At 74.5% G+C, this 15823-nt stretch carries 16 protein-coding genes; 9 read left to right on the top strand and 7 right to left on the bottom strand.

Features of this window, described 5'->3' with window-relative positions; genetic code table 11:
• Positions 1–115: 115 nt before the first annotated feature.
• The gene (locus tag LCN96_RS34635; RefSeq protein WP_225266638.1) at positions 116–1972 is read right to left on the bottom strand and encodes an AfsR/SARP family transcriptional regulator; all 1857 of its coding nucleotides are present in this window, start codon (positions 1970–1972) and stop codon (positions 116–118) included.
• Between the two features lie 364 nt (positions 1973–2336).
• On the opposite strand from LCN96_RS34635, the gene LCN96_RS34630 reads away from it, so the two are divergent.
• The 3 genes from LCN96_RS34630 to LCN96_RS34620 are packed head-to-tail and all read left to right on the top strand — an operon-like array spanning position 2337 to position 4063.
• Complete coding sequence (locus LCN96_RS34630) at positions 2337–2573, top strand: DUF2630 family protein (protein WP_225266637.1); 237 nt, start codon at positions 2337–2339, stop codon at positions 2571–2573.
• 52 nt (positions 2574–2625) lie between these two features.
• Positions 2626–3588, top strand: a complete 963-nt coding sequence (locus LCN96_RS34625) for an NAD(P)H-dependent flavin oxidoreductase (RefSeq protein ID WP_225266636.1) — start codon at positions 2626–2628, stop codon at positions 3586–3588.
• A 10-nt stretch (positions 3589–3598) separates the two neighbouring features.
• Positions 3599–4063, top strand: coding sequence for an SRPBCC family protein (locus LCN96_RS34620; RefSeq protein ID WP_225266635.1), 465 nt, complete (start codon positions 3599–3601; stop codon positions 4061–4063).
• A gap of 94 nt (positions 4064–4157) precedes the next feature.
• On the opposite strand, the gene LCN96_RS34615 is transcribed toward LCN96_RS34620, so the two are convergent.
• Positions 4158–5612: an alpha/beta fold hydrolase gene (locus LCN96_RS34615; RefSeq protein WP_225266634.1), complete on the bottom strand. Its 1455-nt coding sequence runs from the start codon at positions 5610–5612 to the stop codon at positions 4158–4160.
• 177 nt (positions 5613–5789) lie between these two features.
• Here LCN96_RS34615 and LCN96_RS34610 point away from each other — a divergent pair, with 177 nt between their 5' ends.
• Together LCN96_RS34610 and LCN96_RS34605 are read left to right on the top strand one after the other, a co-directional pair.
• On the top strand, positions 5790–7022 hold the full coding sequence (locus LCN96_RS34610) for a sensor histidine kinase (protein WP_225266633.1): 1233 nt from the start codon (positions 5790–5792) through the stop codon (positions 7020–7022).
• Positions 7023–7033: 11 nt separating this feature from the next.
• On the top strand, positions 7034–7678 hold the full coding sequence (locus LCN96_RS34605; protein WP_225266632.1) for a LuxR C-terminal-related transcriptional regulator: 645 nt from the start codon (positions 7034–7036) through the stop codon (positions 7676–7678).
• A 5-nt stretch (positions 7679–7683) separates the two neighbouring features.
• Here LCN96_RS34605 and LCN96_RS34600 read toward each other — a convergent pair whose 3' ends face one another.
• The 5 genes from LCN96_RS34600 to LCN96_RS34580 all read right to left on the bottom strand — a co-directional run bounded on the left by LCN96_RS34600 (position 7684) and on the right by LCN96_RS34580 (position 11018).
• Positions 7684–8043: a barstar family protein gene (locus LCN96_RS34600; protein ID WP_225266631.1), complete on the bottom strand. Its 360-nt coding sequence runs from the start codon at positions 8041–8043 to the stop codon at positions 7684–7686.
• A 10-nt stretch (positions 8044–8053) separates the two neighbouring features.
• Entirely contained in the window at positions 8054–8467 is a 414-nt protein-coding gene (locus LCN96_RS34595; RefSeq protein WP_225266630.1) for a ribonuclease domain-containing protein, read from the bottom strand.
• 113 nt (positions 8468–8580) lie between these two features.
• Entirely contained in the window at positions 8581–9201 is a 621-nt protein-coding gene (locus LCN96_RS34590) for a hypothetical protein (RefSeq protein ID WP_225266629.1), read from the bottom strand.
• Positions 9202–9235: 34 nt separating this feature from the next.
• Positions 9236–10474 carry a cytochrome P450 family protein gene (locus tag LCN96_RS34585; protein WP_225266628.1) on the bottom strand — a complete coding sequence of 413 codons (1239 nt, stop codon included), beginning with the start codon at positions 10472–10474 and terminating at the stop codon, positions 9236–9238.
• A gap of 109 nt (positions 10475–10583) precedes the next feature.
• Positions 10584–11018 (bottom strand): pyridoxamine 5'-phosphate oxidase family protein, encoded by a 435-nt coding sequence (locus LCN96_RS34580; protein ID WP_225276125.1) that lies wholly within the window; start codon positions 11016–11018, stop codon positions 10584–10586.
• A 143-nt stretch (positions 11019–11161) separates the two neighbouring features.
• On the opposite strand from LCN96_RS34580, the gene LCN96_RS34575 reads away from it, so the two are divergent.
• The 4 genes from LCN96_RS34575 to LCN96_RS34560 all read left to right on the top strand — a co-directional run bounded on the left by LCN96_RS34575 (position 11162) and on the right by LCN96_RS34560 (position 15769).
• Positions 11162–11599 carry a hypothetical protein gene (locus tag LCN96_RS34575; RefSeq protein ID WP_225266627.1) on the top strand — a complete coding sequence of 146 codons (438 nt, stop codon included), beginning with the start codon at positions 11162–11164 and terminating at the stop codon, positions 11597–11599.
• Positions 11600–11660: 61 nt separating this feature from the next.
• Positions 11661–13319, top strand: a complete 1659-nt coding sequence (locus tag LCN96_RS34570; protein WP_225266626.1) for a sensor histidine kinase — start codon at positions 11661–11663, stop codon at positions 13317–13319.
• Between the two features lie 100 nt (positions 13320–13419).
• On the top strand, positions 13420–14391 hold the full coding sequence (locus tag LCN96_RS34565) for an Acg family FMN-binding oxidoreductase (protein ID WP_225266625.1): 972 nt from the start codon (positions 13420–13422) through the stop codon (positions 14389–14391).
• Between the two features lie 73 nt (positions 14392–14464).
• Positions 14465–15769 carry a YncE family protein gene (locus LCN96_RS34560; RefSeq protein WP_225266624.1) on the top strand — a complete coding sequence of 435 codons (1305 nt, stop codon included), beginning with the start codon at positions 14465–14467 and terminating at the stop codon, positions 15767–15769.
• Positions 15770–15823: the final 54 nt, after the last annotated feature.

Below are 15823 nucleotides of genomic sequence, written 5' to 3'. Positions count from 1 at the left end.
GTCGGCGGCCTGAAGCGGGACGGCGCGGAGAAAAAGCGGCCGGGAGCGGCTCGCCGGGTATTTCTCGATCTGAACTCCCGGTGAATACGGATGATTTCCCGCCGGCCGGCCTTCCTCAGCTCCGCACCGTCATGTAGGCGGGGGAGGCCCAGACACCGGGCCGGGCCCGCCGCAGGGCCTGCGCCTGGTCCTCCTCGGTGTCCTCCTCCCTGGCCCGTTCGCGGGCGAACAGGCGGATCAGGTCGTGCATGCGGTACCGGTCGTGCCCGCACACCTCAAGGAGCTGGGCCTCGGTGAGCCGGTCGAGCAGGTCGGCGGTGCGCGGCTCGGGGCGGTCGGCCAGAGCGGCGGCGGCCACGACGCTGATGACGGCGCCGCCGAGCAGGCTCAGCAGCCGGAACAGCCGGGAGGACTCGGCGTCCAGGCTCCGGTAGCTCATCATGAAGCACGCCCGCACGGCCTGGTCGTCGGCCTGCAGCTCGGACAGGCGGTGCTCCTCGACCGCCAGCCGGTCGGCCAGCACCCGCAGCGACAGCCCCGGCCGGGCGATCAGCCGGGCGGCGGCGATCCTGATCGCCAGGGGCAGCCCGGCGCACAGCCGGACGATCGCGCGGGCCGCCCGCTGCTCGGCCGCCACGCGCTCCTCGCCGATCAGGCGGCCGAGCAGCGTGGCGGTCTCGTCCTCGGCCATGACGCCGAGGCGGTGGTGCGACGCGCCGTCCAGCGAGGTGAGCGTCCTGCGGGCGGTGACCAGCACGTGGCAGGTCGGGCTCGCGGGCAGCAGCGGGCGCACCTGCGCGGCGTCGCGGGCGTTGTCGAGCAGGAGCAGCAGGTGCCTGCCGTCGGTCAGCGAGCGGAACCGGGCCGCGGCCTCGTCCACGTCCAGCCGCCCGCCGGGCCCGGCGGCCGTGTCGTCGCCGAGCGAGCGCAGCAGCCTGGCCAGGACGTCGGCGGGGTGCAGCGGCGCGACGCCGGGGGTGGAGCCGTGCAGGTCCACGTACAGCCGCCCGTCCGGGAAGCGGCCCGCGACCTGGTGGGCGACGTGCACGGCCAGCGCCGACTTGCCCACTCCGGCGGCGCCGGTGATCGCCGAGATGGCGGTCGTGCCGGAGGCGGCGGTGAGCCTCGTACGCAGGCGGGACAGCTCGGCCGTGCGGCCGGTGAAGGCGGCCGAGCCGCTGGGTAACTCGGCCGGCGCCCTGCGCGCGGCGACCGCCGGCGGCGGCGTCAGCGCGGGGTCGTCGGCCAGGATGCGCTGGTGCATGCGGACCAGGTCGGGGCCGGGATCGATGCCGACCTCGACGGCCAGCGTCATGCGCGCGCTCTGGTAGACGGTCAGCGCGTCCGCCCTGCGGCCGGAACGGTACAACGCCAGCATGAGCTGGGCCCTGAGCCGCTCGTTCAGCGGGTCCCTGTGGGTCAGGGCCTCCAGGTCGGCGAGCATCTCGCCGTGCTGGCCGAGCGCCAGCCTGGCCTCCAGCGAGGCGTCCACGACACTGGCCCGCAGCCGCTCCAGCCGCGCCGCCTCGCAGCGCAGCGGCGCCGGCAACGGCAGCTCCTCCAGGACGGACTCGCCGCGCCACAGGCACAGGGCCCGGGTCAGCCGTTCGAGCGCGACGTCGTGCCGTCCGGCGGACAACGCCAGCTGCCCCTGCGCGGCCAGGTCCTCGAACAGCGTCACATCGACCTCGCCCGGCGTGACCCGCAGCATGTACCCCTGGGAGCCCGCCTCGATGCGAGAGGGAGAGCCGAGCACCTTGCGCAGCGCGGAGATGTAGGTGTAGAGGTTCGACTCGGCGGTGGCGGGGGCGCGCTCGCCCCACAGCCAGTCGAGCATGCGGCGGCTGGGGATCGCCTTTCCCACGTTGAGCAGCAGGGCGGCCAGCAGAACACGCTGTTTTCTGCGCCCGAGCGCGATCGGTCTCCCGAGAGAGGTACGAACCTCGATCGGCCCGAGGATCTTGAAATCCATTACGACCACCCTGCAGTGCGCGGCTTTCACCGACAGGACCGTACGATTGCACCTGGATCTTGATTTGCCGCGACCAATGATCGGCGGAAGCGACCTTGGAACGGTACTTCCTGTAACGGCATAAGAAGATTACGCATCCCGAATAACGGGATCGGCGCGGCGGGGCCGTTCCCGGCCCGCTGAAATTTATTGCCGCAGCGATATGCGGGGCGCGAGAAATTCGTCTCGGCCGGGCCCCGGCGCCCGGCGGGGAGCGGACGGGCCAGGCGGTCGGGAGCCACGTATTGGTGGGATGTACGGTGGATCGTCCCCCTGGCAAGGTGGGGCCCGATCGGCACGCACACAGGAAGGCATCGGACGGACGATGGACGACCAGCAGATCCTCCAGCGCATTCACGCCCTCGTGGACGAGGAGCACGACCTGCTCTCCCGGCGTGAGTCGGCCGGGCCGGAGCAGCACGCCCGGATCGCGCACCTGGAGGAGACCCTCGACCAGTGCTGGGACCTGCTGCGCCGCCGCCGCGCCCGCCAGTCGGCCGGCCTGGACCCCGACGACGCCCAGGTGGCGCCGGTCTCGCAGGTGGAGAGTTACCTGCAGTGACCCCGGCCTGCCCGCCGAGTGCAGAGCCGCCCGCAGTGACGAGGAGCGAGACATGCTGCGTACCTGGCTGACCGAGCGTTTCGGGCTGGACGTGCCGCTGGTCGGCGCGCCGATGGCGAGCGTCGGGGACGGGCGGCTGGCCGCAGCCGTCTCCGCGGCGGGCGCGCTCGGCATGATCGGCGTGCCCGCCTCCGCCCCGGCCTCGTGGATCACCGACCAGGCCGCCGTCGCCGCCGCGGGCGGGCGCCCGTACGGCATCGGGCTGATGGCCTGGGCACTCGCCGACCACCCGGAGCAGCTCGAAGCCGCCGTCGAGGCCCGCCCGGCGCTGGTCTCGGTGAGCTTCGGCGACTTCGCCCCGCACGTCGAGCGGCTCCGGCACGAAGGCATCACCGTCGCCGTCCAGGCGGGCACCACCCGGGAGGCGCGGCAGGCCGAGCACGCCGGCGCCGACCTCGTGGTGGCCAGGGGCGGCGAGGGCGGCGGCCACGGCCGCGCCGAGGTGGCCACGCTGCCGCTGCTGCAGGGGGTGCTGGCGGAGGTGACGGTCCCGGTGCTGGCCGCCGGGGGCATCGCCACCGCCAGGGGGCTGGCCGCCGTGCTGGCCGCCGGCGCGGCGGGGGCCTGGGTGGGCACGGCGTTCCTCGGCTGCGCCGAGACCCTGCTGCCGGAGGCCGCCCGGGCGCGGGTGCTGGCCACCGACGAGACCGGCACGGCGTACGGGCGGGTCTTCGACGTGGCCCAGCGGCTGGCCTGGCCGCCGGAGTTCGGCGGGCGGGCGCTGCGCAACGCGTTCTTCGAGCGGTGGGACGGGCGGGAGGAGGAGCTGGCCGGTGACGAGGGGGCCAGGAAGGAGCTGGAGGCCGCACGGGCGGCCGGTGACTTCGACGTCGCCTACGTCTACGCCGGTCAGGCGGTGGGCCTGGTGAGGGATACAGGGGAAGAACAGCAACGCACCGCTGCCGATGTCGTCGCCGCCTTCGCCGCCGCCGACGAGCTGCTCCGCCGCTTCTAGGACGGCGCGCGTGCCCCGCTTCGAGGTGACCACACTGGTCACGGCGCCGCCACCGGTCGTCTTCGACGCGTCCCTCTCGGTGGACGTGCACACCTCCTCGTTCGCCCACACGGGCGAGCGGGCGGTGGCGGGCGTCACGTCCGGGCGGCTCGCGCTGGGCGACCGGGTGACCTGGCGTGCCCGCCACTTCGGCCTCACCTGGCATCTGACCTCGGCCATCAGCGCCTGCACCCGCCCCACGTACTTCGTGGACGAGCAGGTGAGCGGCCCGTTCCGCCGTTGGCACCACGCCCACACGTTCGAGGCGGCGCACGACGGCACGGCCACGCTCATGACGGACGTCGTCGACTTCGCCGCCCCGCTGCCCCCGCTGGGCACACTCGCCGAGATCCTCATCCTGAAGCGCTACCTGACCAGGCTCATCCTCCTGCGCAACGCCCACATCCAGGAGGTCACCCGCCCGCCCGCCGCATGAGGCCGCGCGGAGAAGACGCCGTCCGCCCAGGCCGCGCAAGAAAAGGCCGCCCGCCCCGCCACGCGGCGGGGCGGACGACGGGGGGCGCAGCGCGTCACTCGGCCGGGCAGACGGTGCCCGGGGCGGGCAGTCTCAGCTCGGTCAGGTACGCGGTGGCGTGCGCGATCGGGCACTTCTTGCCCATCAGGTAGAGCACGTGCCCCGGCCCGTCATAACCGACGATCACCGAACCGGGCACCATCCGGGTGAACCGCTCGGTCCACGGGAAGTCCCCCTCCAGCGCACCGGCCCCCAGCATCGGCGGCACCCCGCGCACGTCCAGCCGCCGCGCCGGATTGGCCACCGGCTCCGTCCAGCCGGAGCAGCCCAGCGAGTCGAAGGCCGCACCCACGAAGCTCGGCGCGACCTCGCGCACGTCGCGGCGGTACTCCCGCACCTGGGCCCAGCCGGTGTACCCACGCCCGTCGCCGCAGCTCATCGCCAGCATCGCGGGCATCGCCCAGACCCGCGTGTTGCCCAGCGCGAAGTCGGCGAACCCCGACCCGTCCCCGCGCCGCGCCTTGACCACGTTCTCCGCCAGCGTGACCCACCGGGAGTGGCCGGGCCCCGGGTCGGGGACGAAGCCGAAGTTGCGCAGGTGCCAGCCGGTCAGCTCGCCCTCGCCGTGCTGCTGCGAGGTGACGGGGATGGGCTCGCGGTCGGCGCCGCGGACCAGTTCGCGCCAGGCCCGCGCGGCGTCCTCGCCGTGCAGCGCGCACGCGGGCGTCGCCGCGCACCAGCGGCCGAACCGCCCCAGCGCCTGCTCCACGCCGGCGGCCGTGACCAGGTGCACCGTGGGCCAGCCCTCGGTCTGGTTGATCACGCCGTCCAGGTACATGGCCCTGATGCGCTGCGGGAACAGCCTGATGTACGCGGCCGCGACCACCCCGCCGAAGGAGTTGGCCATGAAGCTCAGCCGCTCCTCGCCCAGCGCCCGCCGGATCGCGTCCATGTCCCTGGCGATGGACAGCGCGTCCAGGTGGGCGAACAGGCCCGTCGAGTCGTCCTCGCGGCACGTCTCGAACGCCTCGGCCATCGACGCCGCCATCGCCTCGAAGTCCTCGCGGTCGCGCGGGTCGTGCAGCGCGGTGCCGGGCTGCCAGCACGACTCGGGTGCGATGGTGCTCCAGAGCGTGCTGCGCGGGCGGTAGCCGACGAGGTCGAAGCGGCGGCGCAGCTCGGTCAGGTCGGCCGCCGCCAGCTTGAGGTCGTCGACGCCGTTCCTGCCGGGGCCGCCGGGGACGCCGAGCACGCTGCCGATGCGGCGGGCCGGCTCGGTGGCCGGCAGCCTGACCAGCTCCAGGCTGATCCGCTCGCCGCGCGGCTGCGACCAGTCCACCGGGACGTCGAGCGCGCCGCACTCCATCCCGGCGGGATCCCCCTCACCACCGCACGCCCGCCATTCGATCTGCGCATGAGCCACCTGCCCCGCCGTCGCCCGGGCCATCCCCGCCGGCCCCATCAGCCCCATCAGGGTCGCGATCGCCAGTGCCGCGGACTTGCGTAACATGCCGGAACTCCTCCTCTGGATCCACCGATGTCCGATGCCCACCCTCACCCGCCTTCCCGCCCGCGCACCACGGGGAGCGCCTCCGTCCCACCCCGGGGACAACCACCGGGGGATCACCGGGTGGCCCTCCACAGCCGGCTCGGCCAACCTGGAAGGCGAGGAGAAGGAGGCGGTCCGGTGCGGATCTGGCGCGAGCTCGGCTACACGTTGACGGTGCCCCTGATGGCCGCACTGGGCCTGGTCCACCTGCTGATCGTGCTGGCAGGCGTGGTGACCTCCACCTACCTGGTGGGCCTGCCGCTGCTGGCGGGCAGCGTGGTGGCCGCCAGGCGGCTCGGCGCGGCCAACCGGGGGCTGGTGCGGACGCTGGCGGGCACGCCGGTGCCGGCGCCCGCGCCCTACCGCCGGGCCACGGGCCTGCTGAACCGGCTGGGCACGGCGCTCGGCGACGTCACCGGCTGGCGGGCGATCATCCACGCCGTGGTCCGCCTGCCCGCGGCGGCGCTCGCGTTCGCCTCGGCCGCCGGGACGTGGGGGCTCGGCCTGGCGCTGCTCACCTGCCCGCTGTGGTGGCAGGTCCCCGGCCTCCCGGCCCCCGGCGGCTGGGCGGGCGCGCTGCTGCTGAGCGTGCTGGGGCTGGGGCTGCTGCTGCTGGCCCCCATGGTCGTGCACCTCGCGCTGGGCCTCGAGCGGCTGCTGGCGGTCCGGCTGCTCGGCCCGCCGCCGGCCCAGGCCCGCATCCGTACGCTGGAGGAGACCAGGACGCAGGCCGTGGAGGACGCCGCCGCCGCGCTGCGCCGCGTGGAGCGGGACCTGCACGACGGCCCGGCCGCCCGGCTGACCGCGCTGGCCCTCGGCCTCAGCATGGCCAGGGAGGAGCTCGCCGAGGCCGGCGACCCGGAGCGCCCCGAGGACCAGGAGCGGCTCGAACGGGTCCGCGCCCTGATCGACGGAGCCCATCGCGGCGCCAAGGAGACCCTGTCGGAGCTGACGGATCTGATCCGCGGCATCCACCCGCCCGCGCTCGACAAGGGGCTGGAGGTCGCCCTGGCCACGCTCGCCGCCCGCAGCCCGCTGCCCGTGGACCTCGACGCGGAGCTGGCCGAGCGGCCCTCGCCCGCCGTCGAGACCATCGCGTTCTTCTGCACCGCCGAGCTGCTCGCCAACGTGGCCAAGCACAGCGGCGCCCGGCAGGCCGCGATCCGGCTGCGGGCCGCAGACGGGCGGCTGCGGCTGCGGGTGTGGGACGACGGCGAGGGCGGGGCCGCCGTGGCGGGCGGGCAGCCGGCGGCCGGGTCGGGGCTGCGAGGGCTGACCGACCGCGTGCGGGTGGTGGACGGCGAACTGGTGATCCACAGCCCGGCCGGAGGGCCTACGGTGGTCATCGTGGACCTGCCCCTGCGCGCATGATCGGAGCGCCCATGCGCATCGTGATCGCCGAGGACGCCGTGGTGCTCCGCGACGGCCTGTGCCTGCTGCTGACCACGCGCGGCCACGAGGTGGCGGCCGCCGTCGGCGACGGCGACGCGCTGGTGGCGGCCGTGGCCGAGCACCGCCCCGACGTGGCCGTGGTGGACGTGCGCATGCCGCCCTCCCACACCGACGAGGGGCTGCGGGCCGCGATCCGGGTCCGCCGCGACCAGCCGGAGCTGGGGCTGCTGGTGTTCTCGCAGTACATCGAGACCCACTACGCCGCGCAGCTCCTGGCGGGCGGCGCTCGCGGGATCGGCTACCTGCTCAAGGAGCGCGTGGCCGACGTCAAGGACTTCCTGGCGGCCCTCGACCGCGTCGCGGCGGGGGAGACCGTGCTCGATCCCGAGGTCGTCACGCAGATCATGGGGGCCAGCCGCCGCGGTGACGCGCTGGCGCTGCTGACGCCGCGCGAGCGCGAGGTGCTGGCCATGATGGCGCAGGGCCGCTCCAACAGCGCCATCGCCGAGACCCTGTTCCTGTCGTACGGGTCGGTGGAGAAGCACGTCACGCAGATCTTCACCAAGCTCGGCCTGGCCCCGTCCGACACCGACCACCGCCGCGTGCTGGCCGTCCTGCGCTACCTCCAGGGCTGACCCGCTCAGCCGAGGGCGTCGGCGAGGCGGGCCCGCAGCGCGGCGCCGTGCCCGGCGTCGGTGCACAGCCGCACGCTCAGCCCGTCGTGGGCGGCGTCGGCGAGCACGGTCAGCAACGTGGCGAGCTGCTCGGCGGGCTCGTCGGCCAGCAGCTCCTCGGCGTGCTGCACGACGAGCGTGACGGCGCCGAGGTCGCGCAGGCAGTCGGTGAGCGCGTCCCAGTTGCGGCCGAAGTAGTCGGGGAAACGCAGCGCCCGCGCCACCTCCTCGAAGAAGGCGGCGCGGGTTCTGCAGGCCCGCCCGTCCACGACCCGGCCGGTGGACACGGTCAGCCACGGGGGCAGCGGACGCGGGGCAGCGTTCATGGACGTTTCCTCAGAGCCGGTAGAAGTCGGTGTAGTGGTTGGGCGAGAACCAGACGGCGCCGGTGCTGCGGTTGACGACGATCCGGTACGCGTCACGCGCGGCGCCGCGGGCCCGGGAGTACACGTCGTACTCGTAGTAGGTGGCGTTGACGGGCAGCTGCCCCTCGCGGTTGTAGTGGCGCCCGCCGGTGTAGTTGTACCTGCCGTCGGGCCAGGAGTACCAGCCGGCGCTGGTGGGGTAGCCCTTGGAGGCCCAGATCGCGCCGGCCGAGCGGGCGTCTGCGCAGCGGGAGATGGTGCAGGAGCCGTAGACCGCGGCCTCGGCCGGGGCGACCCCGCCCAGCCCGACGAGGGAGGTGAGGGCGGCGAGGACGACGGCGAGCCGGGCAGGCCAGGCGGGACGAGGGCGCGGCGGAGCGTGCACGGGGCCTCCTTGCGGAAGGTGTGACGGACACCGTCATGATCGCCTTTCTCCGCTTGTCAGGGAAAGACGGCAGCGCCAAGGTCCGGTGAACAATACGAGGCTTGTTCATGGTGTCAGGCGGGGCGCACGCGGACGTGCTCGATCGCCTCGCGCACGAAGTCCCGGTCGCCGGACGCCGCCAGGTGGAAGCCGTCGCGGCAGGTGCTGCCCGCGATGGCGTGCCGGGCGTCGAGGACGACCGGCGTGCGGCCGAGCCGCCCGCAGCCGGGCACCGGCGCGACCACGAGCATGCGGCGGCTCAGCCCGCCCACCCGCCAGACGCCGAAGCGGAAGAGCAGCACCTGGCCGGCGGTGTCCACGCCGGGCGGCCCCGGCCAGACCCCGACGTTCGCGGTGAGCGGGCGGATCATCTCCCGGCCGGCCGGCGTCTCCGCCTCGCCGTAGAGCGGCGCGGTGAGCGCCCGGAACTCCGCGCCGCCGTCGCCCGTCAGCGTGCCGCCCACGTACGGGCGCGCCCCGAGCGAGGCCAGGCTCAGCCGCGCCGGATAGGTGATCTCCGCCCGCGATCCGTCGGGGAACGTGACCCGCATCGACCCGGTGCCGCCCTCGACCCGCGCCGCCGGGTAGACGGCGTTCGGCGTCACGCTGACCGCCTCCCGCACGGGAGAGCGGGACACGGCGGGCCGGGGCCGCGCCTCCTCCTCGCCGCCGGTGAGCACCGCGATCAGCGGCACTGCGGCCAGGAGGGCGCGGGCTGACGGGCCCACGTCAGACCGACAGCAGGACGGGCAGCGCGCGGTGCCCGTTGGAGATGAACGACTCCAGCGGCAGCAGGTCGCCGGGCCGGGCGGCCAGCGTCATGCCGGGGAACCGGTCGAACAGGGCGGGCAGCGCGATCGCGGCCTCCAGCGTGGCCAGCGGCGCGCCGAGGCAGCGGTGCACGCCGTAGCCGAAGGCCAGGTGCTCCTTCGAGGCGCGGGTGACGTCGAACGCGCCGGCGTCCTGCCCGTGCACCAGCGGGTCGCGCCCGGCGGCGCCGTAGCAGTTCAGGATGGGCTCGCCCGCGGGCAGCACGAGGCCGTCGCCGAGGTCGATGTCCTCCACGGCGAAGCGGAGCGGCAGGTTCGCGATCGGCCCCTGGCTGCGCAGCGTCTCCTCGATGACCTCCTCCCAGCTCACGGCGCCGGAGCGGACGAGGGCGAGCTGGCCGGGGTGGGTGAGCATCGCGTAGATCGCGTTGTCGAGCAGGTTGACCGTGGTCTCGTGGCCCGCGCTCAGGAACAGGATCAGCGTGTCGACCAGCTCGTGCTCCTCCAGCGGCGTGTTCTCCCCGTCGCGGGCGGCGATCAGCGCCGAGGACAGGTCGTCGCCGGGGTGCTCGCGCTTGTCGGCGACGAGCCCGCGCAGGACGGCCTGCAGCCGCCCCAGCACCTCGGCCGTGTCGGGGGCGTCGGGGCGGCCGATCTGGAAGAAGGAGTCCGCGCAGTGGCGCACCTCCTCCCGGGTCTCCTCGTCGCCGACGCCGAACAGCTCGCAGATCACCTGGATCGGCAGCGGGTAGGCGTACCGCTCGCGCAGGTCCGTCACCGTCTCCGGCGGGACGGCTGCCAGCTCGTCGAGCAGCCGCGCGGTGATCTCCTCGATGCGCGGGCGCAGCGCGGCGGTGCGGCGCACGGTGAAGGCGCTGGAGACCAGGCCGCGCAGCCGCCGGTGGTCCGGCCCGTACGCGGTGAGCATGTTGCGCACCGCCACCCACGCGAACAGCGGCCACTCCGGCGAGATCTCGCCCTTGATCCAGGCCGGCCAGTGCAGGTAGGCGTCCTTGGACACTCGCGGATCGGTCAGCAGCCGCCTGAGCAGCGCCTGGTCGCTCACCGCCCACGCCAGGACGCCGCCGGGCAGCTCGACGCGCGCGGCGGGCCCGAGCGCGCGGATGCGCTCGGCCTCACCGTGCAGGTCGCGGCCCGCGGGATCGATGACGAACGGCCGTGCACCGGCAGCACCCATGGTGTTCTCCCGACTCCTGTGGGGGTTTCGTGCCCGTTTGCCCACCGGCAGCGTTCCCCATCCGGGCGCGCCCCGCCCACTATCCCGGCGGATCGATCTTTGTACGCCGCTACGCCACCACCGCTGCCGGCACGAGCTCGAAGCCGGTGACGATCTCCGGCTGGATGCTGATCACCTGCTCCATCTCGCCCGCCACCCAGGGCGTGAGCATGGCCCTGAGCCGCGCCGCCTCCTCCGGATCGGTCACCGGCCGCGCCACCCCGGTGATGATCACGCTCCAGCCCACGCGCTCGTGCCCGTCCAGCTCGTCGGCCTCGTAGGCCACCACGGCCTCCGCCGGAGCCACGTGGGCGCTGAGTATCGTGCCAGGACCGGACCGGATGACGATCCGGCCGTCCACCACCACGTGGTTCACCGGCCGGATCGCGGGCAGGGCGTGCCGCGTGAACACGATCCGGCCGAAGGGCACGCCTGCCAGCAGGCGCAGCGCCTCCGCTTCGGGCAGTTCGCGCATCCGCCGGTCGCCCGTCCCGTTCTGGTACATCACCGTCACAGCCTGCCGCCGGCGCCCCGCGCGCGAACAGGGACCAAAGTCCCTTCTTCGCCGGCAGGACGACCCTGCGGCGGCACGCGGCGCGGCCGGTAGCCTGATCGCGCTCCGTGACGGTGAGGAGGGCGGACACAGCCATGACGTGGTGGTCGGTGGTGCGGTTCCTGCACGTGCTGGGGGCGGCGCTGTGGGTCGGCGGGCAGCTCACGGTGTCGCTGGTGGTGCTGCCGCAGGCCCGGCGGCTGCTCGACGACGAGCGGCGCGGCCAGGTGCTGACGGCCGTCGGCCGCCGCTTCGGGCTGCTCACCGTCGCGGCGTTCCTGCCGCTCCAGCTCGCCACCGGCGTGGCCATCGCCTGGCACCAGGGTGTCACGTGGGCCACGCTCGCCGGGCCCGGCTACGGCCGGATCCTGGCGGCCAAGCTGCTGCTGTTCTGCGCCGTCATGGCCATGGCCGGGGCGCACGGCTGGGCCAGCGGCTCGGGCCGCCCCAAGCTGGCCAGGGCGATGGCGATCGCGTCGCTGGTGGGCTCGCTGGGCGTGCTGCTACTGGCCGCGGCGCTGCCCTCGACCTAGCCGGAGGGGCGGCGGCCTGGCGTGCCAGACTGTCCGGGTGGAGAGCGAGCACCGTCCGTTGATGCCGCAGATGCGCCTCGATGAGCTCCTGACGGAGCTGCAGGTGCGGCTGAACGCCGTGCTGGCGACGCGCGACCGCGTGCACGCGCTGCTGGAGGCCGTGGTCTCCATCGGCAGCGACCTCGACCTGGAGACGGTGCTGCGCAGGATCGTGGAGACCGCCACCACGCTGGTCGACGCCGGTTACGGCGCGCTGGGCGTGGTCGGCGAGGAGAACACGCTCGTCCAGTTCATCCCGGTGGGGCTGAGCGAGGAGGAGATCGCCAGGATCGAGCACTGGCCGCACGGCCTGGGCCTGCTCGGCCTGCTCATCAAGGACGCCCGCCCGCTGCGGCTGGGCCGCATCTCCGACCACCCCGAGTCCTACGGCTTCCCGCCCGGCCACCCGCCGATGGGCACCTTCCTCGGCGTCCCCGTGCGCGTCCGCGACGAGGTCTTCGGCAACCTGTACCTGACCGAGAAGCGCGGCGGCGGCGAGTTCGACGAGGAGGACGAGGCCGTCGTGATCGCGCTGGCCACCGCCGCCGGCGTCGCGGTGGAGAACGCCCGCCTGTACGAGGAGTCGCGGCGGCGCGAGACCTGGCTGCAGGCCTCCGCCGACGTCACCACGAGCCTGCTGTCCGGCGCCGACCCCCGCCAGGTGCTGTCGGTGGTGGCTGCCCGCGCCCGGCAGATGAGCGACGCGGACCTGGCGCAGGTGCTGCTGCCGGAGGGGGAGACGCTGCGGGTGGCGGCGGCCGAGGGCGAGGGCGCGGCGGAGCTGCTGGGCTCGGCCTGCGAGCTCGACGGCACCCTGGCCGGCGAGGTGTTCACCGGCGGCGAGCCGGTGACGGAGTCGGCCGACAGGCCGGCCCTGCTCGTGCCGCTCGGCGCCGCGCCGGGCGTGCGGGGCGTGCTGGTGCTGGCCAAGCGGAGCGGCCGGCTCCCGTTCAGCTGGGCGGACCTGCAGATGTTGCAGGCGTTCGCGGGGCAGGCGGCGCTGGCGCTGGAGCTGGCGGAGGCGCGGCGCGACGCCGAGCGGCTGGGCCTGCTGGAGGACCGCGACCGCATCGCCAAGGACCTGCACGACGTGGTCATCCAGCGGCTGTTCGCGACGGCGATGACCTTGATGAGCACGGTGCGGCTGGTCGACCACCCGCAGGCGGCCAAGCGGCTGCAGCACGCGATCGACGAGCTGGACGAGACGATCCGGCAGATCCGCTCGTCGATCTTCGCGCTGCAGGGCCCGGCCGAGGTCGCACCCGGGCTGCGCGGGCAGATCGTGGAGCTGGTCGAGGGGGCGGGCAGCCATCTCGGGTTCATGCCGGGGCTGCGCATGGAGGGGCAGCTCGACACGGTGGTGCCGGAGCCGGTCGCCGAGCACCTGCTGGCCGTGCTGCGCGAGGCGCTGTCCAACGTGGTGCGGCACTCCCACGCCGGCCGCGCCGAGGTGTCCGTCGAGGTGAGCGGCGGGCGGCTCACGCTGGTGGTCGGTGACGACGGCGTCGGCGTCGGGGAGGCCGGGCGGCGCAGCGGCCTGCGCAACATCGAGGAGCGCGCCCAGCGGCTGGGCGGCACCGCGCACCTGGAGGCCCCGGGCGGGGGCGGCACCCGCGTGCGCTGGCAGGTGCCCCTGGCACCCGGGCCCTCCGGTCCGGCGGCGGGGGACCTTCAGTCCTGATCCGGGGCCCTCCGGCCCGGCGACCGGGGACCTTCGGCCCTGATCCGGGGCGCCCGCGCCGTGATGCGCTGGGAGCACGGTGACATGGAGGGACGAAGCCATGATCGAGCAGTCGGTGCAGCCCGCGCTGGAGGCCGCCCTGGAAGCCGCCCGCTGGGCGCCGTCGGTGCACAACACCCAGCCCTGGACGTTCTCGGTGTCGCAGGAGGAGCTCGGCCTGCGCGCCGACACCGGCAGGAAGCTGCTGGTCGGCGACGCGTCCGGGCGCGAGCTGCTGATCAGCTGCGGCGCCGCCCTGTTCACGATGCGTACGGCGCTGCGCCGCCACGGCTTCGAGCCCGTCGTGCGCATCCTGCCCGACCCCGACCGCCCGTCCCTGCTGGCCACCCTCAGGCCGGGCGCCGAGACGCCGCCCGACGAGGCGACCCGGCTGCTCGGCGAGCAGATCGAGCGGCGGCGCACCCACCGCGCCGGCTTCGCCGACCTGCCCGTGCCCGACCGGCTCCTCGACCGGCTGGTCGCGGCGGCGGCCGGCGAGGGTGCCAGGCTCACTCCCGTACGCGCGCCGGAGGCGGTGGACGTGCTCGCCGGGCTCACCCGGGCGGCGCAGGCCGTACAGAGCACGGACCGGCGCTGGAGCCTGGAAGTGATCCGCTGGGGGCGGCCACCCGGCAGCAGCCGCAAGGACGGCGTGCCCGCCGACGGCTACCCGCGCCAGGCGGCGCACACCGAGCCGCACTTCCCGCAGCGCGACTACTCCTGGCGCCACGACTGGGGCGGCCAGGGCGGCGCCGGCACCTCGATCGGGGTGCCCGCGCTGCTCACCACGGCCGCCGACGACCGCGAGTCGTGGATCGCCTGCGGGCAGGCGCTGCAACACGTGCTGCTGCTGGCCTCGGCGCACGGCGTCAGCGCCGCCTTCCACACGCAGGCGCTGGAGATGGACCTGCTGCGCGAGTTCCTGCGCCGCGAGCTGTGCTCGGGCGAGCACCCGCAGCTGGTCATGCGGCTGGGCGTCACCTTCGACGACAAGGGCGCGGTCCGCCGTCCCCTGGCCGATCTCGTGGACTGACCCTTGTCCCGCCGCGAGATCGCGGAGACACTGCAGGCGACGATCGGTGCTCGAGACGCCCCCGGGAGGCGCCGTGAAATGGCGTGCCGTGATCGCCGTGCTCCTCATGACGCTCACCCTGGGCGCCGCCACGGCGGACCAGAGCCGTGAGGCGTACGAGATCTGGCTGGTCGACCAGTCCGACAGCAACGGCCTGACCTACGGCGGCTACGTGCACGTCTACGACGGCGGCGACGTCACCAGGCGGCTGTCCGCGGCCCGGCCGACCGGCGTGATCGACCTCGCGGGCGGCACGTCGTCGCTGTGCCTGGCCGAGACCGGCAGGAACCCGGTCAGGCCGCACATGATCGTGTTCAACCAGGCCGGGACGCACGCGGCGCTCGCCTTCGTCGCCAGCGGCCACGTCGTGATCTTCGACGCGGCCACGCGCGCCCCGCTCGCCTGCGTCGAGACCGAGACCGGAGCCGGCGGCGCCCGCCAGGCGCACGCCCTGTGGCCGACGGGGGACGACCGTTACCTCGTCATCGCCAACCAGAACGGCAAGAAGCTCGAACGCCTGCGCACCGACTACGCCACCGGCACGTTCACCCGGGAGCCCGCGGCGACGCTCGACCTGGCCGGCTGCACCACCCCGGCCGGCGCGCCCTGCCAGGCCCCCGACCTGCGCCCCGACAACGCGCCGATCTGCCCGTTCATCGCCTCCGACAACGGGCCCGTCTTCGTCAGCCTGCGCGGCGGCGGCCTGTTCGTGGTCGACTGGCGGGCCACGCCGATGGCCGTCGTGGGCGAGTACGACGCCGCGCACGTGCCCGCCAACGGCTGCGGCTTCGTCGAGGCGAAGGGCGCCGTGTTCGGCGACGGGGGCGGCGGCACCCCGGCCAACCTCGACCAGTTCAGCGTCTTCCGGCTGCCGCGCGGCGGCTACTCGGCCGCCAACCCGCCGAACACGCCCGGCGTCGAGCGTCTCTACGACGACGACACCCCCGAACGCGACGCGCACGGCACCGCCGTGGGCCCCCGCGAGCGCCACGTCTGGGTGGGCGACCGCGACGCCAACGTGGCCGAGGTCTTCGACGGCCGGACCGGCGCCCGGGTCAACACGGTGCCGTTGACCTCCCGCTACAGCGCCGATCCGACGGTGGACCTGTTCGCGTCCTCGCCCGACCACGGGTGGGTGTTCGCCTCGACGCGCGGGCCGAACCCGCTCTCCGGCGACCCGCACTCCTCCCACGGCACCGATCCCGGCATGCTGATCGTGCGGATGACGGACGATGGGCGGTCGGGGCAGGTGCGGGGGCTGATCCCCATCACGAACGTCGACGCGGGGGGCGCCGAGCGCGCCGACGCCCACGGCATCCGGGTACGGCGCCTTCCCTGACCCGCGCTCAGTCGCTCGCGTTCAGTCGCTCGCGTTCAGTCGCTCGCGTTCAGT

Source organism: Nonomuraea gerenzanensis (assembly GCF_020215645.1).
GTDB classification, from domain to species: domain Bacteria; phylum Actinomycetota; class Actinomycetes; order Streptosporangiales; family Streptosporangiaceae; genus Nonomuraea; species Nonomuraea gerenzanensis.
The sequence above is the reverse complement of the archived record's forward strand: the minus strand, read 5'-3'. Positions and strand labels throughout refer to the sequence as shown.

Coding starts and splice junctions, on each gene's coding strand:
- LCN96_RS34615 (WP_225266634.1), bottom strand. CDS start 5,612: ATGTTACGCAAGTCCGCGGCACTGGCGATCGCGACCCTGATGGGGCTG.
- LCN96_RS34580 (WP_225276125.1), bottom strand. CDS start 11,018: ATGTACCAGAACGGGACGGGCGACCGGCGGATGCGCGAACTGCCCGAA.
- LCN96_RS34585 (WP_225266628.1), bottom strand. CDS start 10,474: ATGGGTGCTGCCGGTGCACGGCCGTTCGTCATCGATCCCGCGGGCCGC.
- LCN96_RS34565 (WP_225266625.1), top strand. CDS start 13,420: ATGATCGAGCAGTCGGTGCAGCCCGCGCTGGAGGCCGCCCTGGAAGCC.
- LCN96_RS34570 (WP_225266626.1), top strand. CDS start 11,661: ATGCCGCAGATGCGCCTCGATGAGCTCCTGACGGAGCTGCAGGTGCGG.
- LCN96_RS34635 (WP_225266638.1), bottom strand. CDS start 1,972: ATGGATTTCAAGATCCTCGGGCCGATCGAGGTTCGTACCTCTCTCGGG.
- LCN96_RS34625 (WP_225266636.1), top strand. CDS start 2,626: ATGCTGCGTACCTGGCTGACCGAGCGTTTCGGGCTGGACGTGCCGCTG.
- LCN96_RS34600 (WP_225266631.1), bottom strand. CDS start 8,043: ATGAACGCTGCCCCGCGTCCGCTGCCCCCGTGGCTGACCGTGTCCACC.
- LCN96_RS34575 (WP_225266627.1), top strand. CDS start 11,162: ATGACGTGGTGGTCGGTGGTGCGGTTCCTGCACGTGCTGGGGGCGGCG.
- LCN96_RS34605 (WP_225266632.1), top strand. CDS start 7,034: ATGCGCATCGTGATCGCCGAGGACGCCGTGGTGCTCCGCGACGGCCTG.
- LCN96_RS34630 (WP_225266637.1), top strand. CDS start 2,337: ATGGACGACCAGCAGATCCTCCAGCGCATTCACGCCCTCGTGGACGAG.